Source organism: Arthrobacter sp. 05N428_2 (assembly GCF_056397065.1).
The window spans coordinates 1-20,762 of sequence record NZ_JBFTMR010000017.1 but is presented as its reverse complement, the minus strand read 5'-3'; the positions used below and the strand labels follow the sequence as shown (position 1 = coordinate 20,762).

Genomic DNA, 20,762 nt, shown 5'->3' with positions numbered 1-20,762 from the left:
CAATCATGGGTACCGCCCAATCCCAGGCCAAGACCGAAACGCAATGGAAGCCTAATGACGCGTGGCTGATCGGCATTGTCCTGGCGGTCATCAACTTCTGGCTGTTCGCACAAACCCTGCTCAACGTCATCCCCGGCATCCAGGGATCCCTGGGCATCGAACGGACCCTGGGCAACCTCGCCGTGTCCATCACCTCACTGTTTTCCGGCATCTTCATCGTCGTGGCCGGCGGCCTCGCCGACCGGCTGGGCCGCGTCAAGATCATGAACATCGGCATCTACCTGAGCATCCTCGGCTCGCTGCTGATAGCGCTGACCCCCGAGAATGCCGGGGGCCTCACCGCGGCCGCCCTGCTGGGCGGCCGCATTGTCCAAGGCCTCTCCGCAGCCTGCATCATGCCTTCCACCATGGCCCTGGTGAAGACCTACTACGAGGGCAAGGACCGCCAGCGGGCACTGTCCTTCTGGTCGATCGGGTCCTGGGGCGGCTCGGGTTTCTGCGCTCTTTTCGGCGGTTTGATGGCGACGTCGTTCCTCGGCTGGCGGTCCATCTTTTGGATCTCGATTGTGCTCTCGATCGTCGCGTTGTTCCTGCTCCGCGGGACTCCCGAGTCCAGGTCCGCGGCCAAAGCCGGCGGGGCCTTCGACTGGGGCGGGATGATATGCCTCGTCGTCGCGCTCGTCGCGATCAACGTGTACATCTCGCAGGGCCCGCTGATCGGCTGGCTCAGCTTGCTCGGGATCGGGCTGGTTGTCGTCGCGGTGGTGGCGGCCCTGGCGTTCTTCGGAATCGAGACAAGCCGGGCCAACCCGGTCCTCAACCTCAAGCTCTTCGGCAACCTGACGTTCGCCGGGGCCACACTGTCGAACTTCCTGCTCAACGGCGCCGCGGGGACGCTGATCGTGTCCCTCGGACTGGTCCAGGTCGCCGCTGGTATGTCGTCCCTGCAGTCGGGCCTGCTGACGCTTGGATACCTGATTGCGATCCTTGCCACCATCCGCGTCGGAGAGAAACTGCTCCAGCGTTTCGGGCCGAAGCGGCCGATGATTTGGGGCAGCGCGATCGCCGGCGTCGGCATCCTGATGACGTCGATGACCTTCACCTTGATCGGGCAGTACATCGTCCTTGCCGTTATCGGCTTCACGCTGTTCGGCATCGGACTCGGCTTCTATGCGACGCCGTCCACCGATGCCGCCCTGTCCAACGTGCCCGACGACGAGGCCGGTGCCGCGGCCGGCATCTACAAGATGGCCTCGTCCCTGGGCAACGCGATCGGCGTCGCGATCTCGGCTGCCCTGTATGTGGCGGCGCAGTCGATGAATCCGGACACCATCCGGTCCTGGGGCTTGTTCATCGGCAACCAGGAAAACGTGGGACTGCGGTTCGGCGGCGCCGTTGGAATCCTTTTCAATCTGCTCATGGTGGTGGTCGCGATCATCGCCATCATGGTGACGGTACCCAACGAACGGTCGGTCAAGCGGCCCGAGGTCCCGGCGACCCCTTCCTTCGGCAGCTAGCCGACGTTCCTACCGCCGGGCGGGTGCGTCCAGACAGCCGCGTTGGGTTGGCCCGGAAGATGAACCCTCTCGGCGGTCCGGCGGCTTAGGTTCCGCTGACGCCGGGGACCAGGGCCGCTGACCGCACCCACTTGACCACGTGTTGGCCTGCCGCCACAATGTCGTCGCGGACACGAGCCTCGACCCGGGCGGTCGCGCGCTGCGTTGCGGGCTCGTAGCTCTCGAAGGCGTACGTCAGGGACAGCGTCTGTCCGGGATACACCGGCCGCACAAAGCGGATGCGGTCATAGCCGAGCGCAACCGGCGTCAGCCCTTCGGGCCGGGCGTCCTCCAGCGCCCTGGCGGCCACGGCGGACATGAATCCGACGATGAGCGCCCCATGGACGTGCCGCGTCCCGTACGCGGAGCGTTGCATGTATTCCTCGTCGGTGTGGTTGCTGGCGAAGTCGCCCGTGATGCCGGCGAAGAGCACCATGTCGGTTTCCGTCACGGTCTTGCGGAAGACGGTGATCCTGCTCAGGTCGAAGGGGGCGCTGTCCATGGTCATAGAACTCCTTACATGGTGAGTCCGCCGGAGACGGACAGGACCTGGCCGGTGGTGAACCCGGCGTCGGTGGAAGCCAGGTAGGCAACGGCAGCGGCGATCTCCCGGGGCCGCGCGGCCCGTCCCTTGGGGATCGCTTTGAAGGTTCCGGACATCACTTTTCCGGTGAGGCCGTCGTCGGAGAGCATGCCGGCTAACAGCGGGGTGTCGGTGGGGCCGGGAGAGACGACGTTGATGGTCACGTCCGGCCGTGCCGTTTCCCGCGCCACGGACTTCGCGAGCCCGTACAGCCCGGCCCGGGCCGCGGACGACATTGCATCGCCCAGCGTCCCCGCTTTGCCGCTGTCCGAACCGATCAGCACGATCCGGCCGAATCCGGCCTCAAGCATCCCCGGCAGCACCGCTCGCACCAGCAACGCAGGGCCCAGGAGTTCGGTCCGGACAATTTCCTGCATGGTCCGGGGATCCATTTCGGCCAGCAGCTGCAGCGCGTGGCGGTGCCCGGTGGTGATGACCAGGGTGTCGATTCCGCCCAGTGCCCGGTCCGCGCTCCCCCGGGGGCCGGCCAGCGCGGCGACCGCGCCGGGGTCACCCGCGTCCAGTTGCACTTGACCCGCCCAGCAGTCCCGCGGCAACCTGGCGGCCAGCGCTGCGCTGCCGTCGACGTTTGCGTAGTGGGTGCCGAAAAGACGGGCCCCGCGGCCGGCAAGCACATCCGCGACGGCCCCGCCGATCCCGCCGGTGCCGACGAGCAGCACGCGCCGCCCGGCGAAGTCGTTGCTCTCCGGCATACCACCCTGCTGCATGCCGTGACCTTCCCCCGCGCTCATGCGAAGGCCGAGATTCCGGTGGCGGCGCGGCCGATGAGGAGGGATTGGATGGAGTCGGTGCCTTCGTAGGTGTGGACAACTTCCATGTCGGTCAAGTGTCGGGCAACGTGGAAGTCGAGCAGGAGCCCGTTGCCGCCGAGGATGTCGCGGGCTTCGGAGCAGATCCAACGTGCTTTTTGGGCGGTGTGCATTTTCGCGATCGAGGCCATTGTCCCGGTCCAGGTTCCGGCTTCCTGGAGTGCGGCCATGCGGAAGCAGATGAGTTGGATGGCAGTGAGTTCGGCGAGCATGTTGGCGAGCTTGTTTTGTACGAGCTGGTAGCTGGCGATGGGCTTGCCGAACTGGGTCCGGACCTTGGCGTAGGTCAGGGCGGCTTCGTAGGCGGCGAGGGCGTGGCCGAGGCTTTCCCAAGACGCGCCGCCGCGGGTGGAGGCTAGCACCCGGGAGGCGTCCCGGAACGATTCGGCGCCCGGGAGCCGGTTCTGCTCCGGAATCCGCAGGCCGGTGAATTCGATGTCGGGTTGCAGGATGGCGCGTTTGCCGATTTTGCCGGTGATCAGCTCGGTCCGGTACCCGGCCGGGTGGGCGCCGTCGTCATTCTTCTCCATTACGAAGGCTTTGACGTTGCCGTCGGCCTCGTCGCGGGCCCAGATGAGCACGACGTCGGCGAAGCTGGCGTTGCCGATCCATCGTTTCCGGCCGGTGAGGACCCACTGGTCCCCGGTCCGGCGGGCACTGGTTTCGAGGTGGGCGGAGTCGGAGCCGTGTTCGGGTTCGGTGAGGGCGAAGGCGCCGATCAGGTCCAGGCCGGCCATCCGCGGCAGCCATCGCTGCTTCTGCGCCTCGCTGCCGAGCATGTTGATGGTGCCCATGGCCAGGTTGGACTGGACGCCGATGAAGGTGTTCATGGAGCCGTCGCCGCGGGACATTTCCATCGTGGCCAAGCCTGCGGCAAGCCGGCTCATGCCGGGGCAGCCGTAGCCTTCGATGGTGGAGCCGATGATGTTCAGTTTGGCCAGGGCGGGCAGGAGTTCGTGCGGGAATTCGGCGCGTTCCCAGTAGCCGTTGATCACCGGGAGCACCTGGTCGTTGACGAAGCCGCGGACCGCGTCCCTGACCGCCCGTTCGACGTCGGTGAGCTGGTCCAGGAGGAGGTAGTAGTCGGTATCGAGGGCCCCGGTCAGTCCCCTGGCCAGCGCTGCGGTGTAGTCCTCACTGAGGGTCATAGCTGTACCAGCCCTTTCCGGTTTTCCGGCCGTAATTGCCCTGGTCGTAGAGTTCGGTCAGTGCCGGGTGGGGCAGGTCCGCGGGGTCGCCGGTCTCCTCGAAGGTCGCTTGCCGGATCAGGTAGCTCACGTCCAGGCCCACCAGGTCCATCAGTTCAAACGGGCCCATCGGGTGGCCCAGCGCGGTTTTGGCCGCCGTGTCGATGTCGGCCACGGACGCTATGCCGTCCGCGTAGAGCCGCAGCGCCTCGTCCCGGAGCGCGCCCATCAGCCGGTTCGCGACGAACCCGGGGACCTCGCGGTTGATCAGCACCGGAGCCTTCCCCAGCGAGCGGGCCAGGTCCAGGGTCGTGTCCACCGTGGCCTGGGAGGTGGTGTCGTGGCGGACCACCTCGACGCATTTCATCACCAGGGCGGGGTTGAAGAAGTGCATGTTGCAGACCTGCTCGGGGCGGCCGGAGTCCTCCGCGACCTTGGAGGAGCCCAGGGTGGAGGAGTTGGTCGCCAGGATGGCATGGGCCGGGGCGGCTCGCCCGAGCGCGGCGAAGATCTTGCGTTTGGTCTCGAGTTTCTCGGTGGCCGCCTCGATCACGAAGTCCGCGTCCGCCGCGCCGTCCTCCAGCGAGGTGGTGAACGTGAGCCTGGCCAGCGCCGCGTCGGCGTCGTCCCGGGTCCGGCGGCCTTTCGCGACGCTGCTGTCCATCCGCTCGGTGAGCTGCCGCCGGGCGGCGGCGAGCATGTCCGCGGAGATGTCCCGGACGGTGACCCGGTAGCCGGCCAGGGCGGCGACCATGCCGATCTGGGAGCCCATGGCCCCGGCCCCGACCACCAGGATCTTGTTGATCTGCCTCATGTCCTTCGTCCTTATCTGCCGGTGAATTCGGCCGGGCGTTTGTCGATGAAGGCGCGGGCGCCTTCGCGTTTGTCCTCGGTGGAGTAGAGCAGGGACTGGGCCAGGCGTTCGAGCAGCAGCCCGGTCCGCAGATCCGTTTCGGCACCGTTTTTGATCACGAGCTTGCCGAGCCGGACGGCCAGCGGGCCCTTGGCGAGGATCTGCTCCGCGGTGGCCCGGACCGTGGCCAGCAGGTCCGCGGCCGGGACCACCTCGGTGACCAGGCCGATCCGCAGCGCCTCGTCCGCGCCGAAGAGCCTGCCGGTAAGGATCAGCTCGACGGCGCGGCCCTTGCCGACCAGCCGGGTGAGCCGCTGCGTGCCGCCCGCGCCCGGGAGGACACCCAGGGTGGCTTCCGGCAGCCCGAAACGGGCCCCTTCGGCGGCGATGCGGATGTCGCAGGCCATGGCCAGTTCGTTCCCGCCGCCCAGGGCGAAACCGTTGACCGCCGCGAGCGTGGGTTTCGGATAGTCCTCGATGTAGTCATAAAGCCGCTGCATGTCCGCGACCAGCCCGTCCAGGAAGGTGTAGTCCACCAGTTGGGTGATGTCCGCCCCGGCGATGAACGCCTTGTCCCCGGCACCGGTGAAGACAACGGCGCCGACGTCGTCCCGGTCCGCGAAGTCTTCGAGGGCGGCCCGGATTTCGCGCAGCACGGTCCGGCTCAGGGCGTTGCGGACCTCGGGCCGGTTGATGGTGATGGTGCCGAGCCGGTCAGCGACGTCGGTCAGAATCGTTTCGTACCCCACGGCCCGCCCCTACCGGAACGCCGGCTGGCCGGTGATGTGCTGGCCCAGGATCAGGGTGTGGACCTCGTCCGTGCCCTCATAGGTCCGCACCGATTCAAGGTTGTTCGCGTGCCGCAGCGGCGAATAATCCAGCGTGATGCCGTTGCCGCCCAGGATGGTCCGGGCCTCCCGGCAGATCGCGATCGCCTCCCGGCAGTTGTTCAGCTTCCCCACCGAGATCTGCACCGGCTCCAGCACGCCGGCGTCCTTGAGCCGGCCGGTATGGATGGCCAGCAGCGTGCCTTTCTGGATTTCCAGCAACATGTTCACCAGCTTCTCCTGGGTCAGCTGATACCCGGCCAGCGGCTTGTCGAACTGCACCCGTTCCAGCGAGTACTTCAGCGCCTCCTCGTAGCTGTCCCGTGCCGCGCCCATTGCGCCCCAAATGATCCCGTACCGGGCCTCGTTCAGGCTGGAAAACGGGCCGCGGAGCCCCCTGGCCACGGGCAGCATCGCGGACTCCGGCAGCCGGACGTCATCAAGCTCGATGTCGCACTGGATCGAGGCGCGCATCGAGAGTTTCGGCTCGATCGGCGTCGCCGTGAACCCCCGGGTCCCGGTGGGGACCAGGAAACCGCGGACGCCGTCCTCCGTCGCAGCCCAGATCACCGCGACCTGCGCGATCGAGGCCAGCCCGATCCAGCGCTTCGCACCGTTCAGGACCCATCCGTCCCCGTCCCGCACCGCCGTGGTCGCCATCGACGACGGGTCTGAACCGGCCGTGGGCTCCGTCAGGCCGAAACAGCCGATGATCTCACCCCGCGCCATGCCCGGCAGGTACGTGGTCTTCTGCTCCTCGGACCCCCACTTGTGGATCGCGCTCATCGCCAGGGACCCCTGCACCGAGACAAACGTCCGCAGCCCCGAATCCCCGGCCTCCAACTCCATCGCGGCGATGCCGTATTCCACCGCGGACCGGCCCGGACAGCCGTACCCCTTCAAATGCATCCCGAGCAGACCCAGCGCGCCCATCTCGCGGGCGATCTCCACCGGGAAATAGGCGTCCTCGTACCACTTCTTGATGTTCGGCTTAATCCGCTCCCGGACGAACACGCGGACCGCATCCCGGAGCCGGAGCTCCTCGGCACTGAACAGCCCGTCCAAAGCAAGCACATCCGAATTGGCCAGAATCGTTGTCATGACGCTGCTCCTGCCGGCTGGGTCTCCGCGAATTTTTGGCGGAGTTGGTATTTCTGGATCTTCCCGCTGGGGGTCCGCGGCAGGTCCTGAAGGACTTCCACCTGCTCGGGCCAGTACGGTTTGGCGACACCCTTGGCGGCCAGGAACTCCTGCACCTCGATCAGGGTCAGCCCGGTCTCGCCGGCCTTCAGGACGACGGCGGCGAGGGCCGTCTCCTGGAGCCTCTGGTGCGGGATGGCGACCAGCACCACCACGTCGATTTTCGGGTGTTCGTAGAGCACGTTTTCCACGTACGCTACCGGGATGTTCTCGCCGCCGCGGATAATGACGTCCTTCGTCCGGCCGGCAATGCGGAGGTAGCCGTCCGCGTCCACGGTGGCCAGGTCGCCGGTGTCGAACCAGTCGCCGTCGAACTCCGCCCGGGTTTTCTCCAACTGCCCGGCGTAGCCCTGGAACACGAACGGCCCCTTGGCCTGGAGCTTCCCTTCCGTGCCGGAAGCGGCCTCGGTGCCGTCAAAGTCGAGGATGCGGACGCTCATGCCGGCCAACGGACGCCCGTCGGTGCTGACGATCTTCTCAAAGGGATCAGCCGGATTTCCCATGGTCACCAGGCAGCACTCGGTGGAACCCCAGCCGCCGAAGACGTTCAGTTGGGGCAGTCGTTCCTTCGCTTTGGCCACCATGGCCCTGGGAATGGGGGCGCCCATGCAGCAGAAGTGCTTCAGGGAACCGGTGTCGTGCTGATCGAGGTTGCTTGCCTGGAGCAGGTCATGGAGGAACGGCGTCGCGCCGGAGGTGTGCTGGATGCGGTGCTGCTCCACCAGCCGTACGAATTCCTCGGCGTTCCAGACATCCTGGAAGACTCCCGTCGCACCCAATTGCAGCGGCAGGGACACGCCGTAAAGGTACCCGGTGAGGTGGGCAAATGTGGATGCCATGTGGATCACCGCTTCATTGTCCATCCCCAGTCTGTCGGGCCATGGCAGGCTGCCGGCCACCAGGGTGTTGTGCGTGTGCATCACCCCCTTGGGCTCACCGGTGGTCCCGGAGGTGAAGATCATGACGGACAGGCTGTTGGGGTCCGGACGCAGGCCCGCAAGTTCCGCCGGATCCCGGAGTTCCTCCCACGGCGTGCCGATGAACTCTTCCCAGGACGTGAACCCTTCGCCGTTGGTCCCGGTGTCGCCCAGGACCACCACCCGCTCAAGGGCGGGAAGTTCGGCGCGCAACCGGTTCGCCATGTCCGGGTAGTTGAAATTGCGGAAGGTTTGCGGGATGAACAGGACCTTTGAGGCGGCTCGCTTCATCATGAAGCCCACTTCGCGGTCGCGGTAGATCGCGATCAGCGGGTTGGTGACGGCACCGATCCGGATGGCGGCGAGGTGGATGACGATCCATTCGCGCCAGTTCGGAAGCTGGATGGACACCACGTCCCCCGAAGCGACGCCGAGCTCCAGCAGCCCCAGAGCGCAGCGATCCACCAGCCGCTTGAGTTCGGCATACGTGAAGCTCCCGCGGGAGTCCACGCTGGAAATCTTGTCCGGCGTGGCCGAGACGGCCTCATCGAGGTAGTCGGTAAGGGTCTTGTTCCGCCAGAAACCCTGACCGGTGTAGCGGTCGATCTGGTCCTGGCTGAGCAGCGTGTCAAATGTCATGGCAGGGTGTAGTCCTTAATCCTCGTCGTTGAGTCGGGTTGCCTGGCACAGCGGTTTAAAAGCAGCGGTCTAAAAGCAGGGGTCTAGCTCATCGTCAGGCCGCCGCTGACGGACAGGGTCTGGCCGGTGATGTAGGAGGCTTCGTCGGACGCGAAGAAGGCGACGGCGTTCGCCAGGTCTTCGGGCTGGGCCAGCCGCCGCATGGGAATGGCTTTTTCCAGCGCTTCGCGGAGCTTGGGATTTTCCTCGCTGATGCCGGCGAACAGCGGGGTATCCGCGGGGCCGGGGCAGACGCAGTTGATGCTGACCTTGTTGCGGGCCATTTCCCTCGCCGCGGTCTTGGTGAAGGCGATGATTCCCCCCTTGGCCGCGGAGTACACCGCTTCCCCGGATGAACCCACCCGGCCGGCGTCGGACCCGATGTTGATCACGGCGCCGAAGCCCTGTTCAGCCATCACGGCCAGGACCGCTTGGCTGCAATGCAGCGTGCCGTAGAGGTTAATGCCGATCACCCGTTCCCAGTCAGGAACTTTGCTGGTCAGGAACGGCTCCACCTTGTCCCAGCCGGCGTTGTTCACCAGCACGTCGATCCGGCCGAATTCCTGCGTGACCGACCTGACCATGGCGTCGACGGATTCCCGCGACGTGACATCGGTGAGGAACCCTACTGAGTTATTGCCCAGCGACGATGCGGTCTCCTTGGCGGCCACCTCATTGATGTCGCTGACGACGACGGTGGCGCCCTCGGCCGCGAGTTTCACGGCGATGGCACGGCCAATCCCGCTCCCGGCTCCGGTGACAATTGCAATCTTGTTCTCAAGCTTTCCCACGGTGTGCTCCTCGGATGGAAGTTTGTGCTGTTCAGTGCGGGTCCGTGCAGGGCCCGAGTCTTTGCCTAGGGGGCGAATTCGCGGCCGATGGCCTGTCGGGCGATGATCATTTTCATGATCTGCGCCGTGCCGTCACCGATCTGCAGGCCCAGGACATCGCGCAGGCGCTGTTCGATGGGACGGTCGGTCTTGTACCCGAACTGCCCGTGCAGCAGCAGGCAGTCCTTGACGATGTCGAAGGAGACTTTGGGCGCCCACCACTTGCACATCGCGGCCTGCGAGGTGTGCGGCAGTCCCTGGTCCTTGAGCCAGAGCGTCTGGTAGCAAAGCAGTTGCGCGGCGGCAATCATGGTCTCGGCCTCTGCCAGCGGGAAGGAGACGCCCTGGAACTTACTCAGCGGCTGGTCAAACGCCTCTCGGTGGCTGACATACTCCCAGGTCTCGTCGACGGTGACCTTGGCGACCGCCAGGCACTGCAGGCCGATCAAGGCACGGCTGAAATCGAAGCCCTGCATCACCTGTGTGAAGCCTTTGCCTTCCTCGCCGAGCAGGTGGTCCGCAGGGATCCACGTGTTGTCGAAATGGACAGCGCCGCGGCCCACCGCCACCGTACCCATGTCCGAGAATCGCTCCCGGCTCACGCCTTCGGCGTCCATCGGGGCCAGGAAGGCGCTGATTCCGCGACCGCGGGGCGTGTCCGGGTCTGTTTTGGCAAAAACGACGACGGCGTCCGCGGACTCATTGAAGGACATCGACTTCATCCCGTTCAGCACCCAGCCGCCGTCGCGCCGTTCTGCCCTCAGCCGCGGCGTGCCGGCGTCAGATCCGGCTTCCGGCTCCGAGAGTCCGATCCCCACGATGGACTCGCCGCTGCAGATCCGCGGGACCCATTCCCTGGCGACGGACGGTTGGGCATTCTGGGCGAGGATCTGGCCAACCAGGGAGCCCACCACCTGAACGTAGGAGACGTTGAAGTCGCCGCGGGCGATCTGTTCCAGGATCAGGCCGGAGGTAAGGCGGTCAAGGCCGCGTCCGCCGAGGTCCACCGGCAGTTCTGGGGCGATGAGGCCCAGGTCGCCCATTTCCCGCCGCAACTCGGCCTTGACGTGGCCGTCCTGCTCCCGCTGTTGGTAGCCCGGCGCGATCTTGTCAGCGTAATTCTTGGCTTCTTGCTGGTACTCGAGCTGTTGTGCGGTCAATGCAAAATCCATGGTGACTTCCTTGTCAGCGGGTGGATGCGGCGGTGGTCAGTGCGAGAGAACGTGGCGGTTGAACTCGGGCTTGCGCTTCTCGGCGAAGGCGGCGGCGCCTTCCTGGCCTTCGGGTGAGGCGGTGAAAAGATCGAGGGCGGACATCGCCAAGTTGCTCAGCCCGGCCTGGTGGTCGGTGTCCGCGTTGAAGGACTGCTTAAGGAAGCGAATGGCGGTGGGGCTCTTTTCGGCAATTTCGGCGGCCCAGGCCTTGGCTTCGTCGAGGAGCTTGTCGGCGGGGACCACGGCGTTGACCAGTCCCCAGCGTTCGGCCGTCGCGGCGTCGTACTGGCGGCACAGGTACCAGATTTCGCGGGCCCGCTTCTCGCCGACCACTCGCGCCAGATAGGCCGAGCCGAAGCCCGCATCGAACGAGCCAACCTTGGGCCCGGCCTGCCCGAAGGTGGCGTTTTCGGCCGCGATGGACAGGTCACAGAGCACATGGAGGACATGCCCTCCGCCGATGGCCACGCCGTTGACCGCGGCAATGACCGGCTTCGGAATATCGCGGATGAGCTTGTGCAGGTAGCCGATTTCAAACATTCCCGACTCGGTGGGGCCGTAGTCGCCCGTTTCGGCGCGCTGCTTCACATCCCCGCCGGTGCAGAACGCCTTCTCCCCCGCGCCGGTCAGGATCACGGCCTGTACCGAGCGGTCGGCCCAGGCCAAGCGGAACGCCTTGATAAGTTCCTCCACGGTTTGTCCGCGGAAGGCGTTGTAGCGGTGCGGTCGGTTGATGGTGATGATGGCGGTGGCCGCATCGACTTCGTAGCTGATGTCTTCAAAAGTGGTCATGTCGGAACCTTTCGGCGGGTCAGTCGGATGGGAGGGAAGCCGGCGGCTAAGAAGCAGCTGGGTTAGACCTGCTCGGCAAGCGCTCAGTCAAGATCGAGCAGGTGGGCGTACTGGCTCCGGTACTCCGGGGCGACGACGGCGCCGAGGGCCACCGCGGTCTGCTTGCGGACGTAGCTGGGAAAATCGAGCGAGCGTTCGAAGTACCAGTGCTTGAGGGCCCAGGCGTGGGCCAGGAGCAGGAGGTTGTAGGCGAAAAGGTCCACGTCGACGGGGACGAACCGCCCGGCGTCGATGGCTGCCTGGACGGTATCCCTCAGCGGCTGGGAGGTGGTCAGTTCGAGGTCTTTGATTCGGGTGCGGCCTTCCTCGCCGAGGGTCTTGGACTCCCGGTAGGAAAGAACGGCAGCGTGGCGGTGCTCGTCGATGACTTCGCAGAACGCGGCGAAGGCCGCAGCCACGCGTTCAACCGGATCGTTCCCGGCGGCATCGACGGCTGCCGGCGCTTTCGTGCCGAAGGCGTCGAGCACCTCCACGATGACGGCCAGCAGCAGGTCCTGCTTGTTGCCGAAGTAACGGTAGATCAGCCCCACACTGACGGACGCTTCGTCGGCCAGCGCCTGCATCGACACGGCGTGCGATCCGTCCCGTTCCATCAGCCGTGCGGCGGCGCTCAGCAACTGCCGCGTACGCAGGTTGGTTCTTACTTCGCGGGCCGCTGCTCCGGGATCATCGTCTACCGCGGAGATTGGGGTTGCCATCTTGGGGTCCTCAATTGAATAGTAGTTCACTAAAAATGAATCAATGTTCATTTTCAATGAGGATATATTCACTCCCAGTGGCCGTCAAGAGCTATCCCAGGTGTAGCCGATGCCGGTCCCGGGATCAGGRCGCGGCCGACGGCCTCCTCAGGTATTCCGGTAAGGTTCCAGCCGAGGTTCCTACCGCCGGTCGAACGCCTCGAGAAGCCGTCCGACGGAGCTCCCCAGGTTCCACTCGGTGGCCAGACGCTCCAGTTCGGCGCGGGACTCGCCCGCGACAGGGTGCAGTTCGGCGCCCGCCTCTTCGAGCGTCGGCAACTGCAGATCGCGGACGATCTTCACGACGGCCGGCGCGACCGTGAGATAGTCGGCCGCCGCGGCCAGCTTAGACCGCACACCGGAGGACAGCCCGCTGCCCGCGTCCGCCGCCGCGGCGAGCAGCCCGTCCAGAGTGCCGTAGTCGCCGAGCAGCGCCGCGGCCGTCTTCTCGCCGATTCCGGCGACGCCGGGCAGCCCATCGGAGGAATCGCCGCGGAGGGTCGCGTAGTCGGCGTACTGTGCGGGCAGCACGCGGTACTTTTCGACGATGACCGCGTCGGTCACGACTTCGAGGTTCCTCATGCCGCGCGCGGTGTAGATCACCCGCACCTGCCGGGCGTCGTCCACGGCTTGGAAAAGGTCGCGGTCGCCGGTCACCACGTCAACCGGCACCCCGGCATGGCTGGCGTAGCTGCCGACGACGTCGTCGGCCTCGTGTTCGGGGGCGCCGACGACGGCGATACCCGCGAGGTCGAGCACCCTACGGATCATCGGGAGCTGCGGCGTGAGCGCGTCCGGTACGATCTCGACGTCTGGGGCTCCCACCAGGGTCTCGGCGACCCGATGCGCCTTATAGCTCGGAATCCGGTCGACCCGCCACTGCGGCCGCCAGTCATCGTCCCAGCAGGCGATGAGATGCGTCGCGGCGTAGTCGGTAGTGAGGCGCGCGATCATGTCGAGCAGGCCGCGGACGGCGTTCACCGGCGTATCGTCGGCGCGGCGGATTGTGTCGGGCAGGCCGTAGAAGGCGCGGAAGTACAGCGAAGCGGTGTCGAGCAGCATCAGGCGCTGGGGCATAGCCGATCCTTGCACGTATGCGTGATCATGTCAGCCCAACCACGGCGGCGGCCTCAGGAGCTAGGAGTCGACGGGCAGGTACGTGTTCACCGGCCGTCCCGTAGTGCCGTAGGCCAGCTGAAGCGCCAGAAGTCCCTTGCGTTCCAGTTCGCTGAGATATCGCTGGGCCGTCGGGCGGCTGATGCCGATGCGGTCGGCGATGTCAGAGGCACTCGTGGGTTCGCCGGCTTGGACCACAGCATCGAGGACCTTTTGCATGGTGGGCGGCAGCCGGCGGCTCCCGGCTGCCCTCGACGGTGCACGCCGCAGGTTGAAGAGTTGGTCGACGGCGGCCTGGTCGGCGACAGTTCCGGCGCCCACTTCCCGGCGCCAGCGACGGTATGACTCAAGCTGGGTCTGGAGTTGTTCGAAGCCGAAGGGTTTGACGAGGTAGTAGACGGCTCCCCCGCGCATGGCCGCCCGGACCGTCGCCAGGTCCCGCGCCGCCGTGATCATGATCGCGTCCACATTTTCCCCGCGGGCCTGGAGGGAACGGAGCAGGCTGATTCCGTCCTCGTCCGGCAGATAGACATCAAGGAGCAGGAGATCCGGTTTGAGTTCGGCGATCGCGGCGCGCGCCGCCGCCGCCGTGTGGGCCTCGCCGACACATTCATATCCCTCAATCCTGTCGACCCGGGCGGCGTGGATCCGGGCCACACGGAAATCGTCATCGACCACCAGGGTGCGAATCATGCCGGCCCCTCTCCCAGGGATGCGGGCTCGCGCACCGATCCTTCGGTTGCGGGTTCAGGGAGCCAGATTTCGAACCGACCGCCCGGCCCGGGGAAGACATCCAGCGTTCCCCCGACCCGACGCACGATCCTGGCAACCAACGCCAGCCCGATGCCCCGCCGGATGCCGGGCCGTTGGTTTTTCGTGGTGAACCCGTCCACAGCCACGTCGTTGAGGACCTCGGCCGGTACGCCGGGCCCGTTGTCTGTCACGGAGATGAAGATGCCGGCGGAATCATCGAGCTGGAGCGTGACCAGCCTGGGTGTGGGCCGCCCCGCGACAGCGTCAACGGCGTTGTCCAGCAAGTTGCCGACAATGGTCAGGAGCGATTGGGTGTCCAGGAAGGGCTGCCGCAACTCGGAATCATCGGTGACGCCGATCTGCACGTCCTGCTCCGCTGCCACCGTGATTTTGGCCAACAGCAGGGCCGCCAGTTCCGGCGGTTCCACCCGCGATCGCAGGCCTTCGCCCAGGGACCGCGAAGTGTCTGAAATCCCCGAGACGAACCGGCGCGCTTGATCGACGTCGCCCATTTCCAGCAACCCGCCCACAACGTGGAGTCGGTTCGCGTACTCGTGCTCCTGCGCGCGGAGTGCTTCCATCAGACCTTGGACGGAGCGGAGGTCGCGGACCAGCCCCTCCACCTCGGTGCGGTCCCGCAGCGTCACGACGGCGCCGATGCTTCTGCCGTCCAGGCTGACGGCCATCCGGTTGGCTACCAGCAGCGCGCCATCCGTGATCACCGCCTCGTCGGTGCCGCCCAGCTCCCCGGTCAGGACGGACTGCAGCCGGCCGGCCGGAAGCAGATCCTTCAGCCGTTGGCCGACGACGCTCCCGTCCAGGTGCAGCAGGCGCCGCGCTTCGCTGTTGATCACGGTGATGCGGCCGTCGTCGTCGACGCCGATCATCGCCTCACGGATGCCGTGCAGTAGAGCCTCGCGGTCCTGTAACAGAGAGGCGATCTCGGCCGGCTCCAGGTCGAACGTCACCCTCTTGATCCGCCGTGCCAGCAGCACCGAGCCGAAGGCACCGATCAGCAGCACCACTGCCGAATAACCGGCTATGAGCCAGATCTGCTGCCCCCGGTCCTTGTCCTCGGTCGTTTCCAGGATGCCGACTGAGACCTGGCCGATCACGCTGCCGTCCGGTGCCCTGACGGGCGCCTTGGCGTTGGCCGAGGGCCCCAGCCGTCCCGGCTCGGTGCCGACATGATTCTGGCCATCCAGTGCATCCACGGGCTCGTGCAGGACCGTGCCGACGAGAGCCGGATTCGGGTGGGAATAGCGCACGCCGTTGCGGTCAGTGACAATCACGTAGTCCGGATGCGCGGTGGACTGCACGGCGGCCGCGAGCGCCTGGATTGACCGTGCAGGGTCGCCGTGCTGCAGGGCAGCCGCGACCTCGGGCATTTGGGCCACGGTGGTGGCGATTCCCAGTGCACGGGCGCGGTACTGGCTTTCCAAGGTCTGGTTGCTGATTCGGTCGTAGAGGAACGCCCCGCCGGCCACTGTCAACAGCAGGATGCAAAGCACCCACACCAGGATCTGTGATGCGAGCGGCTTGGCCCTCAACGGTCGACCCGGGATCCTCACCTTGCCCGTCTCCCTGCCTTGAACCGGGGCGCGCTCGGAATGTTCGAAGCGAAATGATCGAGGCCGCCTGCCGAACAACTGCGGCGGCACCGTTAACCTCTTCCTACACCCCCAGTTTAGGCGCTACACCGCGTCGCCGGACTTCGGTGCGGACCTTGGCTGGATGCGAGTTAGCGGGGCAGCCCGAGCAAAACGCTCGAAACGTGAATGATGCCGCTTAACCTTCGCAAGGCACGCAATCCTTGGGCGGTGCATTCCCCGTTCCTATCGTTGAAGTATCAGAGGTGACGTGGTTCATAGCCGGTCGAACCACCACGATTACCACCATCAGCTACCGCACGCAGGTGCCGTCGTCGGCTCAATTGACGCTGACGGGCAGTGCGGCGAGGTAGCAATCTCCAAAGGACTAACCCAATGAACAAGATCATCCGCGTTCTCGGAACGACGACGGCGACGCTGGCTCTGGGCTTGGGCGCAAGCGCCCTTCCGGCGAGCGCTGCGAGCGCAGCCGCCCCGGCCTCTACCGACTGGAGCCACAGCTCGATGACCGACCGCCACCACATGAAAGACACCAACCGGCACGATGCTCAACATGGCTGGTGGGATAACGAAGGCCGCTGGCACGACTGGGCCGACGGATCGGGCTGGCGTGACGACAACGGCAATTGGCGTTCGGACAACGACCACAATGGCTCGTGGATGGGACGCGACGGATTCCGGCACGACAAGGACGGATTTTTTGATCACCAGGGCCACCACCATATGCGCACCTGGTAACCCCGGGGAGACCTCGGGGGTGCGGGCCTGGCCGTGAGGCCGTTGCGCATCCATCCAGCCGGAGGACGGGGTTCTGCCCGCCCTCCGGCTGGCGTTCGCCCGCATGCGTTCGCCGGGTCTGATTCCCTTGCGTTTTGTTCGGCACAGTCCCATCATGGAGCCGAGGCGCCGCCTTCTGGAACTGGCCCACTGATGTTGCCGGCCGGACCACGGGCGTGTGGTTCAGGGAGGTACGGGCATGTCCGAAACGGCCATCGAGCTCTCCGGCGTCACCAAGCGGTTCGGCTCCTTTACCGCGATCGATGACCTTAGCCTGCGGGTCCGGCGCGGGGAGATCTTCGGCCTGCTCGGGCCCAACGGGTCTGGCAAGACAACCACCATCAACATGATCAGCGGCCTGAGCCGCCCGACCGCCGGCGGGGTCAGGGTTCTTGGCATCGACCTGCTGGCGGATCCGCGAAAGATCCGGCGCTCGCTGGGGACCGTGCCGCAGGAGAACGCCCTCTACGAGGAGCTCACGGCGGAGGCCAACCTTCGGTTTCACGCCGACCTCTTCGACGTTCCCCGGAACGGCCTCGAACAGCGGATTACCGCCCTGCTTCAGCTGGCGCAGCTGGAGGAGCGGCGGAAGAGCCGCGTTTCCACGTTCTCGGGCGGCATGAAACGACGTCTGGCCCTGGTCCGGGCGCTGCTCCACGACCCGGAACTGTTGTATTTCGACGAGCCCGCGCTGGGCGTCGACGTGCAGAGCCGGCGCGCGCTGTGGGACCGGATCCTCGAGCTTAAGGAACGCGGAACCACCGTGCTCATCACGACGAACTATCTCGAGGAGGCGAATGTCCTCTGCGACCGCCTGGCCATCATCGATCGCGGGCGGCTTGTGGCGCTCGACTCGCCGTCGAACTTGCGCCGCAGCTTCGGCGACACCGTGCTCGAGATGCGGACACGGCCTGCACCGACGGAGGACCTCGTTCGGGATGTCCGCGCGCTGCCCGGCGTGGTCTCCGCCACGGCGTCCCATGAATCGTTGAAGGTCACGGTGGAGGGCGGCGCCGACGTCACCGGCAAGGTCGTGACGGCTGTGGTCCAATCCACGAACCTTGAGGAGATCCAGAGCCGCGAGCCGAGCCTGGACGAGGTCTTCCTGAGCCTGACAGGCAAGGAGCTGCGGGAATGAGCCTGCGCCATAACGTGCGGGTGGTCCGGGCAGTGGCAGCGGCGGACATCCGCCTCACCCTCCGCGAACCGCTGTTCGCGGTAGTCGGCGTCGTCATCCCGATCAATTTCTTACTGCTCTTCCTTCTCTTCGCCCTCAGCGGGGGTCAGGCGCCGATCGCGGTGGTGATGAATGACCAGGGGCCGTTGGCCGCGCGCTTCGTGCAGGCCATGGGCAACTCGCGGTCTTTTATTATCCATACGGCTTCCCCGGCCGACGCCGAACGCGAGATCCGCGCCGGCACCATCGTCGCCGTCGTGACGGTACCGCAGGACTTTGATGCCGCGCTGGGCGCCGGGACACGGGTGGACCTGCCAGTTGAGGTCAACAACCTCAACGTCGATTTCACCAACGACATCCGGCGGGCAGTGCCGCTCTCGATTACGTCTTTCTACGCGGACGCGTTCCCTGAGCAGGTGGTCGTGCATGCCGTCGAGTCCGACATCCAGGCACACGACACCGGCTACGTTCCTTACCTCGCCGTCAGTATCGTGGTGGCCGGCCTGATGCTCGCCGCGCTCTTGCAGGGCAGCGTCAACGCCGCCCGGGACTACGAGCTGGGGACCGTCAAGGAACTGGCGCTGGCGCCGGTGAGCCGGCTGGCGATCGGGCTGGGAAAGATGCTCGGGTCGGCCGCGCTCACGGCGGCGTCGGCGCTGCTGGTGCTGGGTGTCGTGATCCTGTTGATCGGCGTGCGCCCGCTCCATCCCTTGGAGGTGCTTGGGTTCGCGTTGCTGATGATCGCGGCCTTCCTTGCCCTCGGTGTTCTGGCCGGGACGCTGGTCCGCCGGCGGCAGCAAGCGATCCCGCTCGCCATCGCCAGCGTCCTTCCGCTGTTCTTTCTAAGCGGTCCGTTCGGGCCGGCGAACTGGCTGGGCCCGGTTCCCGGCGCGATCGCGGCCGTATCCCCGCTCACCTACGCGATCGCAGCCTTCCAGCACGCCTTCCACGGCTACCAGACGGCCACGCAGGACCTCGCCGTCGACACGATTGTGCTGGCCGGGTTCACGCTGCTGACCGTCTTGCTTACGGCGTTTGTTTTCGGCCGCCGGGGGGTCGCACGCTGATGGGAGCGCACTAATGGGAGTCCTGCGGGCCGTGCTGGCCATCGCGGTCAAAGACCTCGTGACGTGGGTGCGCACGCCTTCGGCGATCGCGGTGAGCCTGCTGCCGCCGGTCGCCTTCCTGCTGATCATCTTCATCGTGGCCGGGGCAACGGGCCGCAATCCGGTGGCAGTCGTAGCCGAGGGCGACGGCCCGCAGGCCCAACGCCTCGTGTCGATTCTGAACGACTCGGATGCGTTCCGCATCCAGCGCGCATCACCGGATGAGGCAGCCCGGTTGCTCGACACGCTTCAGGTCGCGGCCGTCATCACCATCCCCGCCTCGTTCGACGACGACTACCGGATGCACCGGCCGGACCCGGTGCAGATCCGGATCAATAATCTGAACCTGGACTTCACCAATGACCTGCGCCGGTCCCTGCCGGCGGCCATCACGCGATTTTACGAGGGCCAGTCAGACAACCCCATCATGGTCGGCGTCGCCGAGTCTGATCTGAGGCCGCACGACGTCGACCTCGTGCAGTTTGAGCTCGTGCCCATCCTCGTACTGCTGCTCACGCTCATGGGCGTGGTCAACGGCGGGTTGGCCACGGCCCGTGAGTTCGAGGACCTAACGATCAAGGCGCTGCTGCTCTCGCCGATCGGCCGCGGCACCCTGATCGCCGGGAAGATCCTGGGCTGCTGGGTGACGACCATGCTGGTGGCCGCGCTGGTGCTGGCCTTGTCGGCGGTCACCGGCATCCTGCGTCCGGCGGGCTGGTACTGGGTTCCTGCCCTGGCAGTGGTTGGGTTGATTGCGCTCGCGGCAGCCGGCGTCGGGACAGCCCTTGGCGGCATATTCCGCCGGATCGCACCCGTATCGGCGGCCGGCATCAACGTGGCGATCTACCTGTTTTTCCTCAGCGGCGGGATCGGTGTGGCGGCCTTCCTGCCCGAGTGGATTCAGGCCATCGCCCACTTCACTCCAACTTTTTACGGCGTGGACGCGTTGGAGGCGGCGGTCTTCTACCAGTCAACCGACAACCTGGGCCGGGACGTCGCCGTACTGGTGCTGACGGCCGCCGGCGGACTCTTTGTGGGCATTCTCTCGCTCCGACGGCGGCTCGTTGCCTTCTAAAACATCTACTGCGACTCGGAGTAGACAACCTCAATCGTGGTTGTTTCGTCGGCCGGCCGTCCATAAATCAGTGCGTAGCGCGAGTACGGCTCAGGCCGTCCATCTCTTGTGAAATGGTGGTCCTCCCAGCGAAGGAAAACCTCGAAGGGATTTCCGTTTGCCGCCTCTATGCCCCCTCTGATGACGTCCGTGACCTGCTCGGCGTCGGTGACATCCCATTCATCAACTAACCAGGCGAAATCCGGTGCAGGCGGAGGAGTCCAGAAGCGCACCCTGTACATCGGCGCGAAGTCATCTTCGCCAACGGAATCTACCGAATCAGCTCGCACGCTGCGCATAGCCCGAGCCTAGGCGCCGGAACGAGTCTGAAGAATGTCGCACCCGCTGACCGTGTTGCGGACGCTCCCCCAACCGTCACTCCCCTTGTGGTCACTCAGGATTGTCCCCCCCCATAACGCCGGTAATCCGCCGCTTCCTCCCCCGCTCGACGATGGAACGTCGAAGCGATTCCAAAGGACGTGCGGATCATTAAATGTCGGTGCCTCCTCGTAGTGTTTGGGTATGGAAAGCAGTGTGGTTTTGAGTGCGGAGATCGGGGAGGCGGTGGCGGCCGTCGCCGCGTCTGCTGCTGCGCTTGCTGCTTTGATCGGTGCCGACACCCACGCCGACGCCAATGCCGACTTCGCTCCCGACGCGGATCCGTTGCGTGCTGTGGCGGAGGCGTGCCTGGACGGTCTGGCCGAGGTGGCCCGGGGGGAGGCCCGGTTCGCGGCGCTGAAGGCGAGGCTGGCCGCCGAGTACGTGCGGGCGGCCGAGGCCCTGGCCGCGCCGGCGGCATCCCTTCAGGAGCGCACCGCGCAGGAAATGGCGGTCGTGGCCGAGGT

Annotated in this window: 20 protein-coding genes and 1 pseudogene; 6 read left to right on the top strand and 15 right to left on the bottom strand. The window is 66.0% G+C overall.

The window, feature by feature from the left end; translation table 11 throughout:
• Positions 1-5: 5 nt before the first annotated feature.
• On the top strand, positions 6-1,517 hold the full coding sequence (locus AC1DGI_RS15665) for an MFS transporter (RefSeq protein ID WP_476899496.1): 1,512 nt from the start codon (positions 6-8) through the stop codon (positions 1,515-1,517).
• Positions 1,518-1,602: 85 nt separating this feature from the next.
• Here AC1DGI_RS15665 and AC1DGI_RS15660 read toward each other — a convergent pair whose 3' ends face one another.
• The 14 genes from AC1DGI_RS15660 to AC1DGI_RS15595 all read right to left on the bottom strand — a co-directional run bounded on the left by AC1DGI_RS15660 (position 1,603) and on the right by AC1DGI_RS15595 (position 15,704).
• The gene (locus tag AC1DGI_RS15660; RefSeq protein WP_476899495.1) at positions 1,603-2,064 is read right to left on the bottom strand and encodes a MaoC family dehydratase; all 462 of its coding nucleotides are present in this window, start codon (positions 2,062-2,064) and stop codon (positions 1,603-1,605) included.
• A gap of 8 nt (positions 2,065-2,072) precedes the next feature.
• Positions 2,073-2,867 carry an SDR family NAD(P)-dependent oxidoreductase gene (locus AC1DGI_RS15655; protein WP_476899494.1) on the bottom strand — a complete coding sequence of 265 codons (795 nt, stop codon included), beginning with the start codon at positions 2,865-2,867 and terminating at the stop codon, positions 2,073-2,075.
• A 20-nt stretch (positions 2,868-2,887) separates the two neighbouring features.
• Positions 2,888-4,117 carry an acyl-CoA dehydrogenase family protein gene (locus AC1DGI_RS15650; RefSeq protein ID WP_476899493.1) on the bottom strand — a complete coding sequence of 410 codons (1,230 nt, stop codon included), beginning with the start codon at positions 4,115-4,117 and terminating at the stop codon, positions 2,888-2,890.
• Entirely contained in the window at positions 4,104-4,970 is an 867-nt protein-coding gene (locus tag AC1DGI_RS15645; protein WP_476899492.1) for a 3-hydroxyacyl-CoA dehydrogenase family protein, read from the bottom strand. The genes AC1DGI_RS15650 and AC1DGI_RS15645 overlap by 14 nt, the downstream gene beginning before the upstream one ends.
• Before the next feature lie 11 nt (positions 4,971-4,981).
• Positions 4,982-5,758, bottom strand: coding sequence for an enoyl-CoA hydratase/isomerase family protein (locus tag AC1DGI_RS15640; RefSeq protein ID WP_476899491.1), 777 nt, complete (start codon positions 5,756-5,758; stop codon positions 4,982-4,984).
• A 9-nt stretch (positions 5,759-5,767) separates the two neighbouring features.
• Positions 5,768-6,937, bottom strand: coding sequence for an acyl-CoA dehydrogenase family protein (locus AC1DGI_RS15635; RefSeq protein ID WP_476899490.1), 1,170 nt, complete (start codon positions 6,935-6,937; stop codon positions 5,768-5,770).
• Positions 6,934-8,592, bottom strand: a complete 1,659-nt coding sequence (locus tag AC1DGI_RS15630) for an AMP-binding protein (RefSeq protein ID WP_476899489.1) — start codon at positions 8,590-8,592, stop codon at positions 6,934-6,936. Before AC1DGI_RS15630 ends, AC1DGI_RS15635 begins: the two co-directional genes overlap by 4 nt.
• An 83-nt stretch (positions 8,593-8,675) precedes the next feature.
• Positions 8,676-9,422, bottom strand: coding sequence for an SDR family NAD(P)-dependent oxidoreductase (locus AC1DGI_RS15625; protein ID WP_476899488.1), 747 nt, complete (start codon positions 9,420-9,422; stop codon positions 8,676-8,678).
• A gap of 65 nt (positions 9,423-9,487) precedes the next feature.
• Positions 9,488-10,633, bottom strand: coding sequence for an acyl-CoA dehydrogenase family protein (locus AC1DGI_RS15620; protein ID WP_476899487.1), 1,146 nt, complete (start codon positions 10,631-10,633; stop codon positions 9,488-9,490).
• A 36-nt stretch (positions 10,634-10,669) separates the two neighbouring features.
• Positions 10,670-11,467: an enoyl-CoA hydratase-related protein gene (locus tag AC1DGI_RS15615; RefSeq protein WP_476899486.1), complete on the bottom strand. Its 798-nt coding sequence runs from the start codon at positions 11,465-11,467 to the stop codon at positions 10,670-10,672.
• Between the two features lie 83 nt (positions 11,468-11,550).
• Positions 11,551-12,225 carry a TetR/AcrR family transcriptional regulator gene (locus tag AC1DGI_RS15610; protein ID WP_476899485.1) on the bottom strand — a complete coding sequence of 225 codons (675 nt, stop codon included), beginning with the start codon at positions 12,223-12,225 and terminating at the stop codon, positions 11,551-11,553.
• 180 nt (positions 12,226-12,405) lie between these two features.
• The gene (locus tag AC1DGI_RS15605) at positions 12,406-13,341 is read right to left on the bottom strand and encodes a 5'-3' exonuclease (protein ID WP_476899519.1); all 936 of its coding nucleotides are present in this window, start codon (positions 13,339-13,341) and stop codon (positions 12,406-12,408) included.
• Between the two features lie 60 nt (positions 13,342-13,401).
• Positions 13,402-14,073, bottom strand: coding sequence for a response regulator (locus AC1DGI_RS15600; RefSeq protein ID WP_476899484.1), 672 nt, complete (start codon positions 14,071-14,073; stop codon positions 13,402-13,404).
• On the bottom strand, positions 14,070-15,704 hold the full coding sequence (locus AC1DGI_RS15595) for an ATP-binding protein (RefSeq protein WP_476899483.1): 1,635 nt from the start codon (positions 15,702-15,704) through the stop codon (positions 14,070-14,072). Before AC1DGI_RS15595 ends, AC1DGI_RS15600 begins: the two co-directional genes overlap by 4 nt.
• A 414-nt stretch (positions 15,705-16,118) precedes the next feature.
• Here AC1DGI_RS15595 and AC1DGI_RS15590 point away from each other — a divergent pair, with 414 nt between their 5' ends.
• From AC1DGI_RS15590 to AC1DGI_RS15575, 4 genes are all read left to right on the top strand, one after another.
• The gene (locus AC1DGI_RS15590; RefSeq protein WP_476899482.1) at positions 16,119-16,481 is read left to right on the top strand and encodes a hypothetical protein; all 363 of its coding nucleotides are present in this window, start codon (positions 16,119-16,121) and stop codon (positions 16,479-16,481) included.
• Positions 16,482-16,719: 238 nt separating this feature from the next.
• Positions 16,720-17,658 carry an ABC transporter ATP-binding protein gene (locus AC1DGI_RS15585; RefSeq protein ID WP_476899481.1) on the top strand — a complete coding sequence of 313 codons (939 nt, stop codon included), beginning with the start codon at positions 16,720-16,722 and terminating at the stop codon, positions 17,656-17,658.
• On the top strand, positions 17,655-18,764 hold the full coding sequence (locus tag AC1DGI_RS15580) for an ABC transporter permease (protein ID WP_476899480.1): 1,110 nt from the start codon (positions 17,655-17,657) through the stop codon (positions 18,762-18,764). Before AC1DGI_RS15585 ends, AC1DGI_RS15580 begins: the two co-directional genes overlap by 4 nt.
• Positions 18,765-18,777: 13 nt before the next feature.
• Entirely contained in the window at positions 18,778-19,878 is a 1,101-nt protein-coding gene (locus AC1DGI_RS15575) for an ABC transporter permease (RefSeq protein ID WP_476899479.1), read from the top strand.
• Between the two features lie 5 nt (positions 19,879-19,883).
• On the opposite strand, the gene AC1DGI_RS15570 is transcribed toward AC1DGI_RS15575, so the two are convergent.
• Complete coding sequence (locus AC1DGI_RS15570; RefSeq protein WP_476899478.1) at positions 19,884-20,216, bottom strand: hypothetical protein; 333 nt, start codon at positions 20,214-20,216, stop codon at positions 19,884-19,886.
• A 223-nt stretch (positions 20,217-20,439) separates the two neighbouring features.
• On the opposite strand from AC1DGI_RS15570, the pseudogene AC1DGI_RS15565 reads away from it, so the two are divergent.
• Positions 20,440-20,762 (top strand): annotated as a pseudogene (locus AC1DGI_RS15565) (HNH endonuclease signature motif containing protein); the annotation flags it as partial.